Here is a 15,403-nt window from a genome sequence, read left to right as displayed (position 1 = left end):
TGCTCCTTGTAGCTGGTCGAAGAGAGATGCCTTAAAGAGAGGTGGCCCGTCAGGTGGGATCCTGTTTATCCAGATAGAGTTCGACGATACTGGAGAAATCGCGGCTCCCCTGCCCCTGAGCGGCATGCAGGTTGAACAGGTTGCGGGCCAGCGCACCCATGGGCACAGCGCTGTGGCCATGCTCGGCCAGCGCCATGGCCAATCCCAAATCTTTCACCATCAAACGGGTCATAAAGCCCCCCTGATAGTTGCGGGCGGCAGGGACATTCTCCATCACCCCGGGCCAGGGGTTGTAGCGCTCCAGACTCCAGTTGTTGCCGGAGCTCTTGCCCATGATGGTGGAGAGCACGGCGGGATCCAGCCCCTCCTTCACCCCGAGGGCCAGCGCTTCGGCAGTACCCGCCATATGGATCGCAAGCAGCATGTTATTGCACATCTTGGCGATCTGCCCCGCCCCCAGCGTTCCGGCGTGAAACAGGTTCTGCCCCATGCAGGCGAGCAGGGGCGTCGCCGCCTCGAAATCTGCCGCGTCGCCGCCAACTATAAAGGTGAGCGTCCCGGCGGCCGCACCGGCGACACCGCCCGATACGGGGGCATCGATAAAGCGCAAACCGCGGGCGCGGGCCGCCTCCCCGACCTGACGGGCAGAGTCGACATCGATAGTGGAGCAGTCGATCACCAGTGCACCAACCGGCAGGGCTGCCAGCAGATCCTGCCCCTCAGACAACCAAAGGTCGCGCACATGCTCCCCCGCAGGTAGCATGCTGATCACCACCTCGCAGCCGGTCACCGCCTCTCGGGCATCCCCCGTGGCGATACAGCCAGCGGCGATGGCGCGCTCAATGTTTTGAGCAACCAGATCAAACACCTGCACCCTGTGCCCAGCCCTGGCCAGATTGGCCGCCATGGGCCCGCCCATGTTGCCGAGCCCGATAAACCCTATCCTTGTCATCCCGCTTGCTCCTTGCGTTGCTGATGGCGGCGTGCGCCGGTTGCCAAGATGTTATTCCTTGCAGGCCAACGGATTGCTCCCCTGCGGCCAGCGATAGAACTCGTCCAGCCACTCCCCCTCCGGTGGCAACTGTTGCCAGCGGGGATCTTTATCCTTGTCGATCAGCAGTGCCCGCACCCCTTCCACAAAATCGCCCTTGAGCACGCAGTTGACCGAGAGGGTCAGCTCCTCGGCAAATACCTCTGCCAGTGAGTTGCGGCGAGCCTGCCAATACTGGCGCCACAAAATGGCACGGCTGATGGGGCTGCCGGTGCGGCAGAGCTGCTGCGCCTGCTGGAGTACCGCCTCCTGTTCATCGAACTGAGCTTCGAACAACCGCGCCAATGCCCCTTGCAGCGTGCGTCCCGCCAGCAAGGCATCGATCCTCTGTTGATGGGGCAGCAATACTGGCGCTGGCAAGCGGGCCGCCACCTCACCATGCAACCCCGTGAGCAGCAGATCGATCTGCTCACGGGGATCACCACTGCCAGCCCAGTCGAGCACGGCGAGGCGTGACAACAGCGCACTGCGCTCGCTACTGGCGATGGCGTGATCCGCCAGCCCAAGACCGATGGCATCACTCCCGTTGAAGCGGGCGCCAGTCAAACCAAGCCAGAGCCCGAGCCGCCCCGGCATCCGGCTTAAAAACCAGCTTGCCCCCACGTCGGGGTAGAGGCCTATGGTCACCTCCGGCATGGCAAACAGGCTTCTTTCGGTGACAACCCGAAAATCGGCTCCGGCAAACAGGCCAATGCCGCCCCCCATGCAGATACCGTCCGCCACGCAAATAAGGGGCTTGCGGTAAGAGTGGATGTGGTGGTCGAGCCGGTACTCCTGCTCGAAAAAGTCGCGGGCATATTCGAACAGTTCCGATCCGCTCGCCTCCTGCTTGCGGTAATAGAAGGAGCGGATATCGCCACCGGCACAAAATGCCTTCTCACCCGCCCCCTGCAGCAGCACACAGACGATGGCAGGATCCTGCTCCCAACGGGTCAGCGTCTGTTGCAGGATCTGGATCATCGGCAGGCTCAATGCGTTGAGAGACGCAGGGCTGTCGAGGGTCAACACCCCGATCTGATGGCCATCTTCGGTGGGATAACAGCTAACCTTGACCAACTCACTCATAAACGGCTCCGTATGGATTTATTCTGTTGGGCCATATTGCCAGCGCGGTAAGCGTTTCTCCAGGAAGGCGGCCACCCCTTCACGCTGGTTGGCATCGCTAAAGAGATCGAGAAACAGCGCTCGCTCAAGGGGCAAGGCGGCATCCCGCGGGCCACTGCGGCCCTGATTGATCAGGGTTTTGCAGGCGCGCAGGGCACTCGGGCTCTGGCGCTCCACCAGATGGGCCATCTGGTGCGCGGCCTCCCACGCCTGACCGGTTTTCACCACCTCCTCCACCAGCCCCATCTCGTAGGCCAGCGAGGCACTCACCTTCTCGCCGCAGAGGATCATCCGCTTGGCCCAGCCCGGCCCCACCAGCTCGGTCAGGCGCTGGGTGCCACCGGCACAGGGGAGCAAGCCCACCGATGCCTCCGGCAGTCCCAGCAGCGCCTGCTGCTCGGCAATGCGGATATCACAGGCCAGCGCCACTTCCAGGCCACCGCCCATGGCATAACCATTGATGGCGGCGATACTGACGCCGTGAAAACGGGCCAGCGCCTCGAAGGCCTTGCCAAAGGCCTCGGCTACTTCGCGGGCCAGCTCGACATTCCCCTCGACAAACATATTTAGGTCGGCACCGGCGCAGAAAAATTTGTCGCCCGCACCACGGATCACCAGCGCCACCACATCGGGACGACTGTCGAGCTCCACCATCATCTGCAAAAAGGCCTGCAGGCTGGCGAGGGTCCAGGTGTTGGCAGGGGGATGGTCGAGGGTGATATAGGCCACGTGGCCATGATATTCGAGTCTGATCCTTGTCATAGCATTGTCCTTGTCGATGAAGCTGCCGCCATGATGACAGGCTTGAATGACACCAACCTGTGGCTGGCTCACAAAGCCGAAACCGGCATGGCATGGTGCAAATCGGGTGGCAGGCAACACACCCTTGATGCGACCACCGGTTAGCCCAGCGACAAACCGGGATCGGCCAGCATGCGGCGCGCGATGATGAGTCGCATCACCTCGTTGGTGCCCTCCAGAATGCGGTGTACCCGGGTATCGCGCAGATAGCGCTCGAGCGGATACTCGCGGATATAACCATAGCCGCCAAAGAGTTGCAGAGCCTCATCACAGATTCGATAACCCACATCGGTGGCAAAACGCTTGGCCATGGCACACCAGGCACTCTTGTCGGGTGCCCCGCGATCCAGCTTGTCGGCGGCCTGACGCACCAGCAAACGGGCGGCAGCCAGCTCGGTCGCCATATCGGCCAGGCGAAACTGCACGCTCTGGAATTCGCTGATCGGGTGACCAAATTGCTGGCGCTGCTGCACATAAGCCAGCGCATCGTCCAGCGCCTGCTGGGCGGTGCCCACCGAACAGGTGGCAATATTGATGCGCCCCCCATCGAGGGCCTGCATGGCGAACTTGAACCCTTCCCCCTCCTCACCCAACCGGTAGCGGGCGGGAATACGCACCCCGTTGAAAACAACCTCCCGGGTCGGCTGGCTGTTCCAGCCCATCTTCTCTTCGGGCTTGCCATAGACGATGCCCGCGCTATCTGCCGGCACCATAAAGGCAGAGATCCCCTTCGCACCTTCACCACCGGTACGGGCCATCACCACCAGCACGTCAGTGCTCCCCGCTCCCGAGATAAAGACCTTGGTTCCCTCGATGAGGTAGCTATCACCCTCGCGCACCGCCCGGGTCATGAGTGCCGCAGCATCGGAACCCGCCCCCGGCTCGGTGAGGCAATAGGAGCTCAGCAATTCGCCGCTAGCCAGTTTCGGAACCCACTCTTTGGCAACCTCGGTGGGCAACCAGCTACCCAGCATCCAGCTCACCATGTTGTGGATCGTCAGATACGCCGTGGTCGAGGTACAGCCCATGGCAAGGCGTTCGAAGATGAGGCTCGCATCGAGGCGCGGCAGCCCCAATCCGCCAAACTGCTCCGGCGTATAGAGACCACAAAAACCTAGCCCGGCCGCCTGCTTGATGGTCGGGATCGGAAACTCATGCTCCTTGTCCCAGCGCGCGGCATGGGGTTTGAGCGCCTCATCGGCAAAGGCGGCGGCCGCCTCCACATACGCCTGTTGATCATCGGTCAGGGTAAAATCCATCTTGTCGTTCGCTCCCTTGTTGCCCCGCGCTTACTTTCCTGAGTTAGTGCTTTATGACGCGGCGCCCACACGCTGCGTCAGCCGGATCTGCCACTATGGCGCTGTTGTCGTGGTAGCTCATGACGCTTTCACTACCACCCCTCTATCGACACACAACAGATTAACAATTGATTTACGTTTACGCTAACGTAAACTTGTGGCAAAAGTGAAGTACAAAATGGACCGACCACTGCCAGCCTTGAAGCCGAGTCAGCCGGTCGAACCCACCTTCCTACCCGACTGTCATATCCGCAAGGAGAGCATGGATGCAGATGGATGAGACCCTGAATGCCCTGACCGAACAGGTTGCGGCCTTCTGCCAGAAAGTGATCGCCCCGCGCGCCAACGAGATCGATCAGAGCAACGCCTTTCCCCGTGATCTCTGGCCCCGGATGGGTGAACTGGGGCTGCACGGCATCACGGTGGCGGAGGAGTATGACGGGGTGAACCTCGGCTATCTGGCCCACGTGCTGGTGATGGAACAGGTAAGCCGCGCCAGCGCCTCGGTCGGCCTCTCCTACGGCGCCCACTCCAATCTCTGCATCAATCAGATCCACCGCCACGGCACGGCGGAGCAAAAAGCACGCTACCTCCCCCCGCTGGTGAGCGGCGAGCATGTGGGGGCGCTGGCCATGAGCGAGCCGGGAGCCGGGTCCGATGTGGTCAGCATGCGCCTCACCGCGGAGCGCGAGGGCGATCACTTCGTGCTGAACGGCAACAAGATGTGGATCACCAACGGGCCCGATGCCGACACCTTCGTCATCTATGCCAAGACAGATACCAGTGCGGGCCCCAAAGGAATTTCTGCCTTTATCGTTGAAGCAGGCACTCCCGGTTTTTCTACCGCCCAGAAGCTCGACAAGCTGGGGATGCGCGGCTCCAGCACCTGCGAGCTGGTGTTCGACAACTGCCGAGTGCCGCAGGAAAACCTGCTGGGCACCCTGCACGGCGGGGTCAAGGTGCTGATGAGCGGGCTCGATTACGAGCGGGTGGTGCTGGCTGCGGGCCCCCTTGGCATCATGCAGGCCTGCATGGATGTAGTGCTGCCCTATGTGCGTGAGCGCAAGCAGTTTGGTCAAGCCATCGGCGAGTTCCAGCTGGTGCAGGGCAAGCTCGCCGACATGTATACCCGCCTCGCCAGCAGCCGGGCGCTGGTCTACTCGGTGGCGAGCGCCTGCGATCAGGGTCGCACCAGCCGTAAAGATTGCGCCGCAGCCATCCTGTTTGCCGCCGAAAACGCCACCCAGATGGCCCTCGATGCTATCCAGCTGCTCGGCGGCAACGGTTACATCAACGAATACCCCACCGGCCGCCTACTGCGGGACGCCAAACTCTACGAGATCGGCGCCGGTACCTCGGAGATCCGCCGCTGGCTGATTGGTCGCGAGCTGATGGGGGATAACGCATGAGCAGGCTCCACTCCCGTCTCGACACGGCGAGCCCGGAATATACGGCCAATCGGGCCGCTATGCAGTCCCTGGTCGACGATCTCCATACCCGCATTGCCGAGATCGCCCAAGGAGGCGGCGCGGCCAACAACGCCCGCCATCAGGCCCGTGGCAAGCTTCTGCCCCGCGAGCGCATCAATCAGCTGCTGGACCTGGGTTCCCCGTTTCTCGAGCTCTCGGCGCTGGCTGGCTGGCAGGTCTATGACGAGCCGGTGCCCGCCGCCGGCATCATCACCGGCATCGGCCGGGTTTCGGGCCGGCTCTGCATGCTGGTGGTGAACGACGCCACCGTGAAAGGCGGCACCTACTACCCGCTCACGGTGAAAAAACACCTGCGCGCCCAGGCCATCGCCGAGCGGCTGCGCCTCCCCTGCCTCTATCTTGTGGATTCCGGCGGCGCCTTTCTGCCGATGCAGGATGAGGTGTTCCCCGACCGGGATCACTTTGGCCGCATCTTCTACAACCAGGCCCGCATGTCGGCCCAGAACATTCCCCAGCTGGCAGTGGTGATGGGACTCTGCACCGCTGGCGGCGCCTACGTGCCCGCCATGGCTGATGAATCCATCATGGTCAGGGAGCAAGCCACCATCTTTCTGGCGGGTCCGCCGCTGGTCAAGGCCGCCACCGGCGAGGAGATCAGCGCCGAGGCCCTGGGCGGCGCCGAAGTGCACTGTGCCCACTCCGGCGTTGCTGATCATATGGCCCGTGACGATGCCCATGCGTTGACCATCGCCCGCACGCTGGTTACTCATCTGGGTAACGAGCCGATAGAGAGCAGCCCCGGCTACGAGCCCCCCTGCTACCCCATAGAGGAGCTCTACGGTCTGGTGGGCACCAGTCTCAAACGCCCTTACGACGCCCGCGAACTGATTGCCCGATTGGTGGATGGCTCTGACTTTGACGAATTCAAGGCGCTGTTCGGCACTACACTGGTGACCGGCTTTGCCCGCATTTGCGGTATGGAAGTGGGCATCCTCGCCAACAACGGCGTGCTGCACAGCGACAGCGCCCAGAAAGGCGCCCACTTTATTCAGCTCTGTAGCCGCCGCGCCATTCCGCTGCTCTTTTTGCAGAACATCACCGGCTTTATGGTGGGGAGTAGCGCAGAAAAAGAGGGGATCGCCAAGCACGGCGCCAAGCTGGTCACCGCAGTGGCCTGCAGCCGGGTGCCCAAGATCACCCTGATCGTCGGCGGCAGCTTTGGCGCCGGCAACTACGGCATGTGCGGCCGAGCCTACGACCCCGATTTTCTCTTTAGCTGGCCCAACAGCCGCATCTCTGTCATGGGTGGCGAGCAAGCTGCCGGAGTGCTGGTACAGGTGCGTCGGGACAAGCTGGCCGCCGAGGGCAAGAGCCTGAGCGAGCAGGAGGCAGCCGCCATCCGCGCCCCGGTGATCGAGCAGTATGAGCGCCAGGGTCACCCCTACTACGCCAGCGCCCGCCTCTGGGATGATGGCGTCATCGACCCGGCCCAGAGCCGCACCGTGCTGGCGCTGGCACTGGCCGCCTGTCAGGGTGCCCGCATTGAACCCGAGCAGTACGGCATCTTCCGGATGTAAGGAGCAAGCATATGTCCGATCCACTCACTTCCCCTGCACTCAGCTCGTCAGCCCAGAACCCGTTTCGGCTGGAGCGGCACGGCCCGCTGACCGAGCTGGTGCTGTCCCGCCCGGCCCGCCACAACGCCTTTGATGCCGACCTGATGCTGGGGCTGCTCGACTGCCTCGATGATCTGGCCCATCTCCATGGTCACTCACTTGCCGAACGCCCTCACGCCCTGCTGCTGCGGGCCGAGGGTAAACACTTTTGCGCGGGCGCCGACCTCAACTGGATGCGCAATCTGGCTCACGCCGATTTCGAGCATAATCGCGAAGACGCCCGGGTACTGGCGCGGCTGATGCAGACCCTCGACGAGCTCCCCTTCCCCACGGTGGCGCTGGTGCAAGGGGCCGCCTATGGCGGGGCGCTGGGGCTGATCTGCGCCTGCGATCTGGTGCTGGCCAGCGACGATGCCCGCTTCTGCCTCTCCGAGGTGAGCCTTGGTCTGGTGCCTGCGGTGATCAGCCCCTACGTGGTGCGCACCATGGGGATGCGTCAGGCGCGCCGCTACATGCTCAGTGCCGAGCCGTTCGATGCCATCACCGCTTGTCGGCTCAATGTGGCACATCAACTCTGCAAGCCGGATCAACTGCTGGCGGAGGGACGGGCGCAGGCCCTTCGTCTGTGCCGCAACGGGCCGGAAGCGATGAAAGAGACCAAACGACTGCTGGCGGCCATAGAGGCCCATCCTTCCCGCCTGCACGAAGAGAAAACCGTCGAGACCATCGCCCGGGTTCGGGTGGGGCTCGAAGCACAGGAGGGGATGCAAGCCTTCTTCGACAAACGCCCTCCCGCCTGGCGCCCCCGTTTCAAGGATGAGACATGACCCATCACACTCAGATTAAGCGCCTGCTGATTGCCAATCGCGGCGAAATTGCCGTGCGTATCATCAAGACGGCGAAACGCCTCGGCATCCACACCATCGCCCTCTACTCCGATGCCGACGCCCATGCCATGCATACCCGTCTGGCCGATGAGGCCTGGCATCTGGGGCCCGCACCGGCCAGAGAGAGCTATCTCGACACCGGCAAGGTACTGAAGATTGCCAAAGAGGCGTGGGCTGATGCCATCCATCCCGGTTACGGCTTTCTGTCGGAAAACAGCGATTTTGCCACCGCCTGCGAGCAGCGTGGCCTGCGCTTTGTCGGCCCAAGCGGCGCCGCCATTCTCGCCATGGGCGACAAATCGGGCGCCAAGGCGCTGATGCAGGCTGCCGGCGTACCTGTGCTGCCCGGCTATCACGGCACGGATCAACGACCGGACTTCTTGCGCGATCAGGCGAGCCAGATTGGCTTCCCGCTACTTATCAAGGCAGCCAGTGGCGGCGGTGGCAAGGGGATGCGCCGGGTCGATCAGCTGGCCGATTTTGACGAGTCGCTGGCGGCAGTCAAACGGGAAGCCAACGCTGCCTTTGGTGACGATCTGGTGCTGCTGGAGCGCTATCTGCCCCAAGCTCGCCATGTTGAGGTGCAGGTCTTTGCCGATAGCCTCTGCAACGCCATCTATCTGGGGGACAGGGACTGCTCCTTGCAGCGACGCCACCAGAAGGTGATCGAAGAGGCACCCGCCCCCGATATCCCTCCGGCTCTGCGCCGCGCCATGGGGGAGGCAGCCGTGGCCGCAGCCAAGGCCATCCACTATCAGGGGGCTGGCACCATCGAATTTCTGCTCTGCAAGGATGAGTTTTTCTTTATGGAGATGAACACCCGGCTGCAGGTGGAGCATCCGGTCACCGAAGCCGTGACCGGGCAGGACCTGGTGGCCTGGCAGTTGGCCGTGGCCGAAGGCAAGCCGCTGCCACTCACTCAGGAGGAAGTGGTGCTGCGCGGCCATGCGGTGGAGGCGCGTCTCTACGCCGAGGATGTGGCGGCCGGTTTTCTGCCTGCCAGCGGGCCTATCCACTGGCTCCACTGGCCGGATGGCGTGCGCATCGACACCGGCGTTACCGCTGGCGATGAGGTCAGCCCCTATTACGATCCCATGATCGCCAAGCTGATCGCCCACGGCCAGAGCCGCACCGAGGCGTTCGCCAAACTGGCCGATGCGCTGGCGGCACTGGATCTCGGCCCGCTGGAGCACAACGGCGCGCTCTTGCTGCGCCTTTGTGAAGAGCCTGACGTCCTGGCCATGGGCCACCATACCCAGTGGCCCATCCCCACCACAGCACGGCCCATTCCTGAGCTCGCCTGGCCGCTGGCCGCCTTCTGGCTGGCGAGCCGCCCTGCGGGCACCTCCCCCTGGCAGCAAGCCTGCGGATTTCGGCTGGGGCCGGATCGCTGCTGGACAGCGGCGGTGCGCATCGGTGATGAGCGCCGGGTATTGACCCTTAACGATCATGGCGGCCAGCTTGAGTGGCAAGGGGAGACTCATTGCTACCAGAGAGGGGACGACCATATCCGGCTGCAACTGGGTGGCTGCTGGCAACAGATCCCCATTCAGACAGTCGAAGGCTCGGAGGCAGCCTTCATCATGACCCTGGGGGGCCAGCGCATCCGCTTCGCGGCCGATGATCGGCAGCACAGCCACCACCATGATCAGGCAAATGATAAGGCGCAGGGCGCCATCGCCCCCATGCACGGCATAGTGGTGGCCGTGCTGGTCGAGCAGGGGCAAACGGTCAGCAAGGGGCAACCCCTGCTGGTGCTGGAGGCGATGAAGATGGAACACCAGTTGCGTGCAGAGCGGGACGGGGTAATTGAAGCCCTGCAGTGCAAACAGGGCGAACAGGTAAGCCAGGGGACCGTGCTGGTGCGCTTTGCCGAAGAGATAGCTTCACAGGAGGATCACCCATGAACCGATCACAGGACGTCCGTGACGACAGGGTCAGTCTGGTGGAGATGGGGCCGCGAGATGGCCTGCAAAATGAAGCTGCGCCCCTCTCCCTGGTACAGCGGCTGGAGCTGATCCAGCGCCTTTCCGACAGCGGCCTGCAGCGCATCGAGGTGGGTGCCTTTGTCTCTGCCAAAAAAGTGCCGCAGATGGCGGACTCCGCAGCGCTGTTCGAGGCACTGCCGCGCAAGGGCTCAACCCGTTACGGCGCTCTGGTGCCCAATCTGCAAGGCTTGCAGGCAGCCATTGCCGCCCGCGCCGACGAGATTGGCCTCTTCACCGCCTGCTCCGACGGTTTTACCCGGGCCAATATCGGCATCAGCGTGGAGGAGTCGCTGGTACGCTTCGCCCCGCTGGTGCAGGAAGCTCGCCGCCTCGGCATCAAGGTGCGCGGCTACCTCTCCACCGTCATCGCCTGCCCGTTCGATGGCCCGACCCGCCCGAAACGAGTCGCTGCGATGGCCGAGCAACTACTGGATCTCGGTTGCCACGAAATTTCGCTGGGGGACACCATCGGCGTCGGCACTCCGGGCACCGTGGCGCCCATGCTGGATGCGGTGCTGCACGAGCTCCCGGCGGGTCGACTCGCGGTCCATTTTCACGACACCTACGGCCAGGGGTTGGCCAACCTGCTACCCGCGCTGGAGCGCGGCATTCGCACCATCGACTGCTCGGTGGCGGGGCTTGGCGGCTGTCCCTATGCGCCGGGCGCCTCCGGCAATGTAGCGTCAGAAGAGGTGGTCTACCTGCTGCACGGCCTTGGCATGACGACCGGGGTGGATCTCGACAAACTGGCGGCCACCGGCCATTGGGTGAGCGAGCAGCTCGGCCGTCCCAACGGCTCGCGGGTCGGTCAGGCCCTGCACGCCAATGCCGAGCGGCTGCGCGCCCGCCTCTGCCAGCCACACGCCCAGCAACAGGAGTCATGACCATGTCCCGTTCCCTGCCCGGCAAGGAGATCACCTACAGCATTTCGGAGCTGGCCCACGAATTCGATGTCACGCCGCGCACCATCCGCTACTACGAGGATGAGGGGCTGCTCACCCCGTTGCGGGAGGGGCACACCCGCATCTACAGCCATCGGGACAAGATCCGGCTCAAGTTGACCCTGCGCGGCAAACGGCTGGGGTTTAGCTTGGCCGAGATCCGCGAGCTGTTCGATATGTACGACACCGACAAATCGAGCAAAACCCAGCTCCACTCCATGATCCAGCTGATCGAGGCAAAACGCGGCGCCCTGCGCCAGCAACTGGAGGATATCCAGATGGTGATGGCCGAGCTCGCGGCCGCCGAACAGCGCTGTGTTAATTCCCTTAACAGCTTGAAAACTGGCGCAGATTAACCGAATCTGGGAGCAAGCTATTGCCCTGGGGATCCCATGAGATATTGGTGCTGGTTTTTGCTCTTGTTCAGCCTCTCTGGCTGGAGCCATCCCCTCATCAAGGTTGGCGGATACCCCTATGCCCCCTTTGTGGTCAAACTCTCCGATTCCCGCTATGAAGGGCTGACGCTGGACCTCATCGCCAAGCTAAACGAGATCCAGCAAGAGGTAAGATTCGTGTTTGTTCCCACCTCGGCCGCCAACCGTTACAAGGCGCTCGATCTGGGCCGTTTCTCGCTGATGCTGTTTGAAGACACCAAGTGGGGCTGGGACACAGATAAATTCAAGATAACAGCCCCCTTTCTCGGTGGTGGTGAGGTCTATGTGGCCCTGAACAAAACAGGCCGGGATCAGCGCTTTTTCGATGACCCCTCTCGGCATCATCTTATCGGGGTGACCGGCTACCACTACGGCGTCGGCCAGTTCAATGCTGATCCCCTCTACCTGCAGCGCAAGCTCAATATCACCCTGGTCAAGGACAACATCAGCGCCCTGCAAGCCCTGCTCAAAGGGCGTGGCGAGGTAGCCATTCTCAACGTTTCCTACCTTAACCAGTATCTGCTGGCCCATCCCGACACCGCCGACCAGCTGCTGATCTCGCAAAAATGGGATCAACAGTATCAGCACCGCGCCATCCTTCACCCTGTGGCCCCCATTACCCCTGCCCAGCTGGAACAGTGGCTCGCAGCGCTGCAAAAAAAGGGGGAACTGGATCGCCTTTGGACAAAGTACGGCGTACAACAGCACGCAACCCCATGATTACTATCCAGCTTTTCTGTACCATGGTGGGAACCAAATGGGAGTGCACCAAATGAACACCACCGAGCCCGCGTCCCCCAAGCTCCGCTTGCTGCGCTACCTTGCCTACGCTTTCCTGCTGCTTCTTATCCTGATCACCCTGCTGCTGTGGCAAACCCCCCGTCTGGTCCAGCGCTATCTGCCCGGCTGGCTGGCCGAGCACTATGGCCTGCAACTGACGCTGGGGGAGATTGACGTAGGTCTGCGCAACCCTTCTATCTCCCTCGGCGCGACTGCCCTGCTCGATGCCAAACAGCAGCCTATCATCCGTTTTGAACAGCTCTTTATCACCCCAAACCTGCAAGCCAGCTGGCAGCAGAAAGGGGTCGTGCTTTCCGCCGTAACCCTGACCAAACCCGTGGTGCAGCTGCAACGGCTGGCAGACAAAAAGGGGGATGTTCGACTCAATCTAACCGATGCGCTGGCGACCCTGCTCACCCCTGCGCCCGCCCCCGAGCCCGAGACAGCAAGCGCCCCGCTACTGGTCGACATCGCCAGCGTCAATGTCACTGACGGGAATGTGCGCTATCAGGATCAGCGCAAGGAGAGCGAACCCGGCTGGTTGCCGCCCCTCAATCTGGAGAAAGTGGCCCTCAAACTCGATAACCTGCGCACCGAGGCAAATCACCCGACCGCCTATCAGCTGAGCGCCGCCATCAACGGCAAAAGCAGCCTCGCCGCTCACGGCAAACTCGATGTGATGAGCGGCATGGGTCAGGGTAAGGTGAGCCTCAAGCAGGTCGAGCTGAAACCCTTCGCCCCGCTCTGGGCACCCTATCTCAAGCTGGATCTGGCCAAGGGCCACGCCAATGCAGAGGTGGAGTACCAGCTTAAAGAGGGCAAGCAAGGGGTACTGTGGCAATTGTCCAAAGGCAAGCTGACGCTGGACAACTGGCAGCTTAAAAAACACAAGGGCGACGAATTTGCCCGCTTCGGCCAGCTGGCCCTGAGCGAGCTGGCTGTCGATGGCCAGAAACAATCCCTCCAGATCAGCAAGGTAACCCTGCAACAACCCCTGCTCAAGGCCACCCTCAACCCACAGCAGGAACTGGATCTGGCTGACTTGCTGATTGAACAGGCTCCCGCCAAGCCCGTCAAAGAAGCCAACACCGCAAACGAGGTGGCCAACAATGCGGCGCCCAAGTCGGCACAACAAGCAAAGACAGCCGGTAACGGCAAGAAAAATGCGCCAGACAAACCCTGGCAGTGGCAAATCAAGCAGATCCTTATCGACAGGGGCGATCTCACTCTCACCGAATCGAGCAGCGGCAAACCGCAGGCACGCCAGCTCTCCGGCCTCAAGCTGGCGATGGGGCCACTGGGCAGCAAGGGGGAGCAACCGAGCAAACTGACTCTGGCCACCCAGTTCAACCAGAGCAGCCCCCTCGCCTTTGATGGCCAACTGACCCTGACTCCTTTCACCTTAAGCGGCGAGATCAACCAGCAGGGGCTGCCCCTGACGCTGGCACAGCCCTATCTGGCCGATCTGGTACGCATTAAGGTGCAAAACGGGCTGCTGAGCAGCAAGACCCGCCTTGATCTCGCCACCACCGCCCAGGGAGATCTCAGCAAGCTGACCCTGCAAGGGGGGCTCGATATCAACGGGCTCAAGGTGGTCGATCGGGCAGACAATCAGCGGCTGCTGGAGTTCAACACCCTGGCACTCACCGGTCTGACGTATGACGGCATCAGCCAGCAGATGCGGATCAAGGACATTGCTCTGAACAAGCCCTTCGCCCGCATCGAGATCAACGAAGATGGCACCACCAACCTGCAACAACTGCTGTTACCGCAGCCGGCGGCAGCCAAAAGTACTCAAGTGGCGGCAGGCAGCAAGACTCCCGACTTTCGTTTCACCATCGACCAGCTGCGCACCGAGCAGGGCAACCTGCGCTTTGCCGACCGCAGTCTGAGTCAGGATTTTGTGGCCGATATCGCCTCGCTGGGCGGCCAGAGTCGCCATATCAGCAATATTCCGGGGCAACGCTCCGATCTCGCCTTCAACGGCAAGGTGGATCGCTATGCGCCGGTGACTATTCGCGGCGGCACCAACCTGCTGGTCGCCAACCCGATCCTCGACATCGCGGTCGCTTTCCACAATCTGGAGCTCACCACCTTTACCCCCTACTCGGGCACCTATGCCGGTTATGCCATCGACAAGGGGCAGCTCTCCATGAAGCTGCACTACAAGCTGGAGGGCAACCGGCTGGAGGGGGATAACGACATCACCATCAAGAAGCTGCAACTGGGCGAGAAGATCAAGAGCGATCAGGCCAAGGATCTGCCGCTGGGGCTGGCCATCGCCCTGCTGAGCGATGCCAACGGGGTGATACAGATGAACCTCAAGGTGAAGGGCGATCTCGATCAACCGGACTTCAGCATCGGCAATATCTTCTGGGATGTGCTGGGCAACACTCTGAGCAAGGCGATCACCTCCCCCTTCTCCCTGCTCGCCTCGCTGGCCGATGACACCGAAGATCTCGACGAGCTCCCCTTCCTGCCGGGGGAACCCGATCTCACCCCCACCCAGCAGGAGAAACTGGTCAAGCTGGCGCAGGCCCTCAAGGATAGACCCAAGCTCAGCATGAACATTCGCGGCAAGGTCAACTTCAACGAGGAGCGCCCCATCTTGCAACGGCAAAAGCTGGAGCGGGTACTGGCCAAGCTCACCGGCAATCAGGCGGATCTCGACCTGCTGGAACAGGACTCAGCCCTGCAAGAGGCGCTGGCCCAGGCCTATGAAGAGCGCTTTGGCGAAGACCTGGAAGATCTGGCCGATCGCCTCCATCTGGATGAAGAGAGCGCGGCACTGCGGGCCCAGGCGGTGATCCTGCTGCGGGATCAGCAGCTCATCACCGCCAAATCTCTGCGCAATCTCGCCATGCGCCGGGCGCAAAATACCAAAGAGTTTCTGGTCGACAGCCAGGGGATCACCCCGGAGCGGCTGTTCGTGCTCGACAGCCAGGTCAAGGAAGAGGACAAGGAAGCCAAAGTGATCCTGACACTGGATCAGTGACGCCGCCACACTGCGCAAAAGCGTAATAAAAATACAACCCCTCAACTATTTTGACACCTTTTGCTCACCAAACATCCT

12 protein-coding genes are annotated in these 15,403 nt (G+C 62.1%); 8 read left to right on the top strand and 4 right to left on the bottom strand.

Annotated elements, in window-relative coordinates:
- Positions 1-49 precede the first annotated feature (49 nt).
- The 4 genes from mmsB to AB5Y71_RS10105 all read right to left on the bottom strand — a co-directional run bounded on the left by mmsB (position 50) and on the right by AB5Y71_RS10105 (position 4,215).
- Complete coding sequence (gene mmsB, locus AB5Y71_RS10120) at positions 50-952, bottom strand: 3-hydroxyisobutyrate dehydrogenase (protein WP_368171484.1); 903 nt, start codon at positions 950-952, stop codon at positions 50-52.
- Positions 953-1,003: 51 nt separating this feature from the next.
- Positions 1,004-2,116: an enoyl-CoA hydratase/isomerase family protein gene (locus AB5Y71_RS10115; RefSeq protein ID WP_368171483.1), complete on the bottom strand. Its 1,113-nt coding sequence runs from the start codon at positions 2,114-2,116 to the stop codon at positions 1,004-1,006.
- An 18-nt stretch (positions 2,117-2,134) separates the two neighbouring features.
- On the bottom strand, positions 2,135-2,917 hold the full coding sequence (locus tag AB5Y71_RS10110) for an enoyl-CoA hydratase (protein WP_005345131.1): 783 nt from the start codon (positions 2,915-2,917) through the stop codon (positions 2,135-2,137).
- Positions 2,918-3,057: 140 nt separating this feature from the next.
- Entirely contained in the window at positions 3,058-4,215 is a 1,158-nt protein-coding gene (locus tag AB5Y71_RS10105) for an acyl-CoA dehydrogenase family protein (protein ID WP_368171482.1), read from the bottom strand.
- Positions 4,216-4,520: 305 nt separating this feature from the next.
- On the opposite strand from AB5Y71_RS10105, the gene AB5Y71_RS10100 reads away from it, so the two are divergent.
- Genes AB5Y71_RS10100 through AB5Y71_RS10065 form a run of 8 tightly spaced genes read left to right on the top strand, consistent with a single transcriptional unit; the run spans position 4,521 to position 15,325 of the window.
- A complete protein-coding gene (locus AB5Y71_RS10100) occupies positions 4,521-5,663 on the top strand; it encodes an isovaleryl-CoA dehydrogenase (protein ID WP_307896698.1) in 1,143 nt (380 codons plus the stop codon).
- Positions 5,660-7,261, top strand: a complete 1,602-nt coding sequence (locus AB5Y71_RS10095) for a carboxyl transferase domain-containing protein (RefSeq protein WP_307896697.1) — start codon at positions 5,660-5,662, stop codon at positions 7,259-7,261. Before AB5Y71_RS10100 ends, AB5Y71_RS10095 begins: the two co-directional genes overlap by 4 nt.
- Positions 7,262-7,272: 11 nt before the next feature.
- On the top strand, positions 7,273-8,127 hold the full coding sequence (locus AB5Y71_RS10090) for an enoyl-CoA hydratase-related protein (protein ID WP_307896696.1): 855 nt from the start codon (positions 7,273-7,275) through the stop codon (positions 8,125-8,127).
- Positions 8,124-10,094: a biotin carboxylase N-terminal domain-containing protein gene (locus tag AB5Y71_RS10085; protein ID WP_307896695.1), complete on the top strand. Its 1,971-nt coding sequence runs from the start codon at positions 8,124-8,126 to the stop codon at positions 10,092-10,094. Before AB5Y71_RS10090 ends, AB5Y71_RS10085 begins: the two co-directional genes overlap by 4 nt.
- Positions 10,091-11,059: a hydroxymethylglutaryl-CoA lyase gene (locus AB5Y71_RS10080; protein WP_368171481.1), complete on the top strand. Its 969-nt coding sequence runs from the start codon at positions 10,091-10,093 to the stop codon at positions 11,057-11,059. The genes AB5Y71_RS10085 and AB5Y71_RS10080 overlap by 4 nt, the downstream gene beginning before the upstream one ends.
- 2 nt (positions 11,060-11,061) lie before the next feature.
- Entirely contained in the window at positions 11,062-11,472 is a 411-nt protein-coding gene (locus tag AB5Y71_RS10075) for a MerR family DNA-binding transcriptional regulator (protein ID WP_307896693.1), read from the top strand.
- A gap of 36 nt (positions 11,473-11,508) precedes the next feature.
- On the top strand, positions 11,509-12,270 hold the full coding sequence (locus AB5Y71_RS10070) for an ABC transporter substrate-binding protein (protein ID WP_307896692.1): 762 nt from the start codon (positions 11,509-11,511) through the stop codon (positions 12,268-12,270).
- A 52-nt stretch (positions 12,271-12,322) separates the two neighbouring features.
- Positions 12,323-15,325, top strand: a complete 3,003-nt coding sequence (locus tag AB5Y71_RS10065; RefSeq protein WP_368171480.1) for a DUF748 domain-containing protein — start codon at positions 12,323-12,325, stop codon at positions 15,323-15,325.
- Positions 15,326-15,403 lie beyond the last annotated feature (78 nt).

The organism is Aeromonas sp. R9-2 (assembly GCF_040908025.1).
GTDB classification, from domain to species: domain Bacteria; phylum Pseudomonadota; class Gammaproteobacteria; order Enterobacterales; family Aeromonadaceae; genus Aeromonas; species Aeromonas veronii.
The sequence above is the reverse complement of the archived record's forward strand: the minus strand, read 5'-3'. Positions and strand labels throughout refer to the sequence as shown.

Excerpts from the sequence above, each read along its gene's own strand:
- mmsB (WP_368171484.1), bottom strand. The coding sequence starts at position 952 with ATGACAAGGATAGGGTTTATCGGGCTCGGCAACATGGGCGGGCCCATG.
- AB5Y71_RS10115 (WP_368171483.1), bottom strand. The coding sequence starts at position 2,116 with ATGAGTGAGTTGGTCAAGGTTAGCTGTTATCCCACCGAAGATGGCCAT.
- AB5Y71_RS10110 (WP_005345131.1), bottom strand. The coding sequence starts at position 2,917 with ATGACAAGGATCAGACTCGAATATCATGGCCACGTGGCCTATATCACC.
- AB5Y71_RS10105 (WP_368171482.1), bottom strand. The coding sequence starts at position 4,215 with ATGGATTTTACCCTGACCGATGATCAACAGGCGTATGTGGAGGCGGCC.
- AB5Y71_RS10100 (WP_307896698.1), top strand. The coding sequence starts at position 4,521 with ATGCAGATGGATGAGACCCTGAATGCCCTGACCGAACAGGTTGCGGCC.
- AB5Y71_RS10095 (WP_307896697.1), top strand. The coding sequence starts at position 5,660 with ATGAGCAGGCTCCACTCCCGTCTCGACACGGCGAGCCCGGAATATACG.
- AB5Y71_RS10090 (WP_307896696.1), top strand. The coding sequence starts at position 7,273 with ATGTCCGATCCACTCACTTCCCCTGCACTCAGCTCGTCAGCCCAGAAC.
- AB5Y71_RS10085 (WP_307896695.1), top strand. The coding sequence starts at position 8,124 with ATGACCCATCACACTCAGATTAAGCGCCTGCTGATTGCCAATCGCGGC.
- AB5Y71_RS10080 (WP_368171481.1), top strand. The coding sequence starts at position 10,091 with ATGAACCGATCACAGGACGTCCGTGACGACAGGGTCAGTCTGGTGGAG.
- AB5Y71_RS10075 (WP_307896693.1), top strand. The coding sequence starts at position 11,062 with ATGTCCCGTTCCCTGCCCGGCAAGGAGATCACCTACAGCATTTCGGAG.
- AB5Y71_RS10070 (WP_307896692.1), top strand. The coding sequence starts at position 11,509 with ATGAGATATTGGTGCTGGTTTTTGCTCTTGTTCAGCCTCTCTGGCTGG.
- AB5Y71_RS10065 (WP_368171480.1), top strand. The coding sequence starts at position 12,323 with ATGAACACCACCGAGCCCGCGTCCCCCAAGCTCCGCTTGCTGCGCTAC.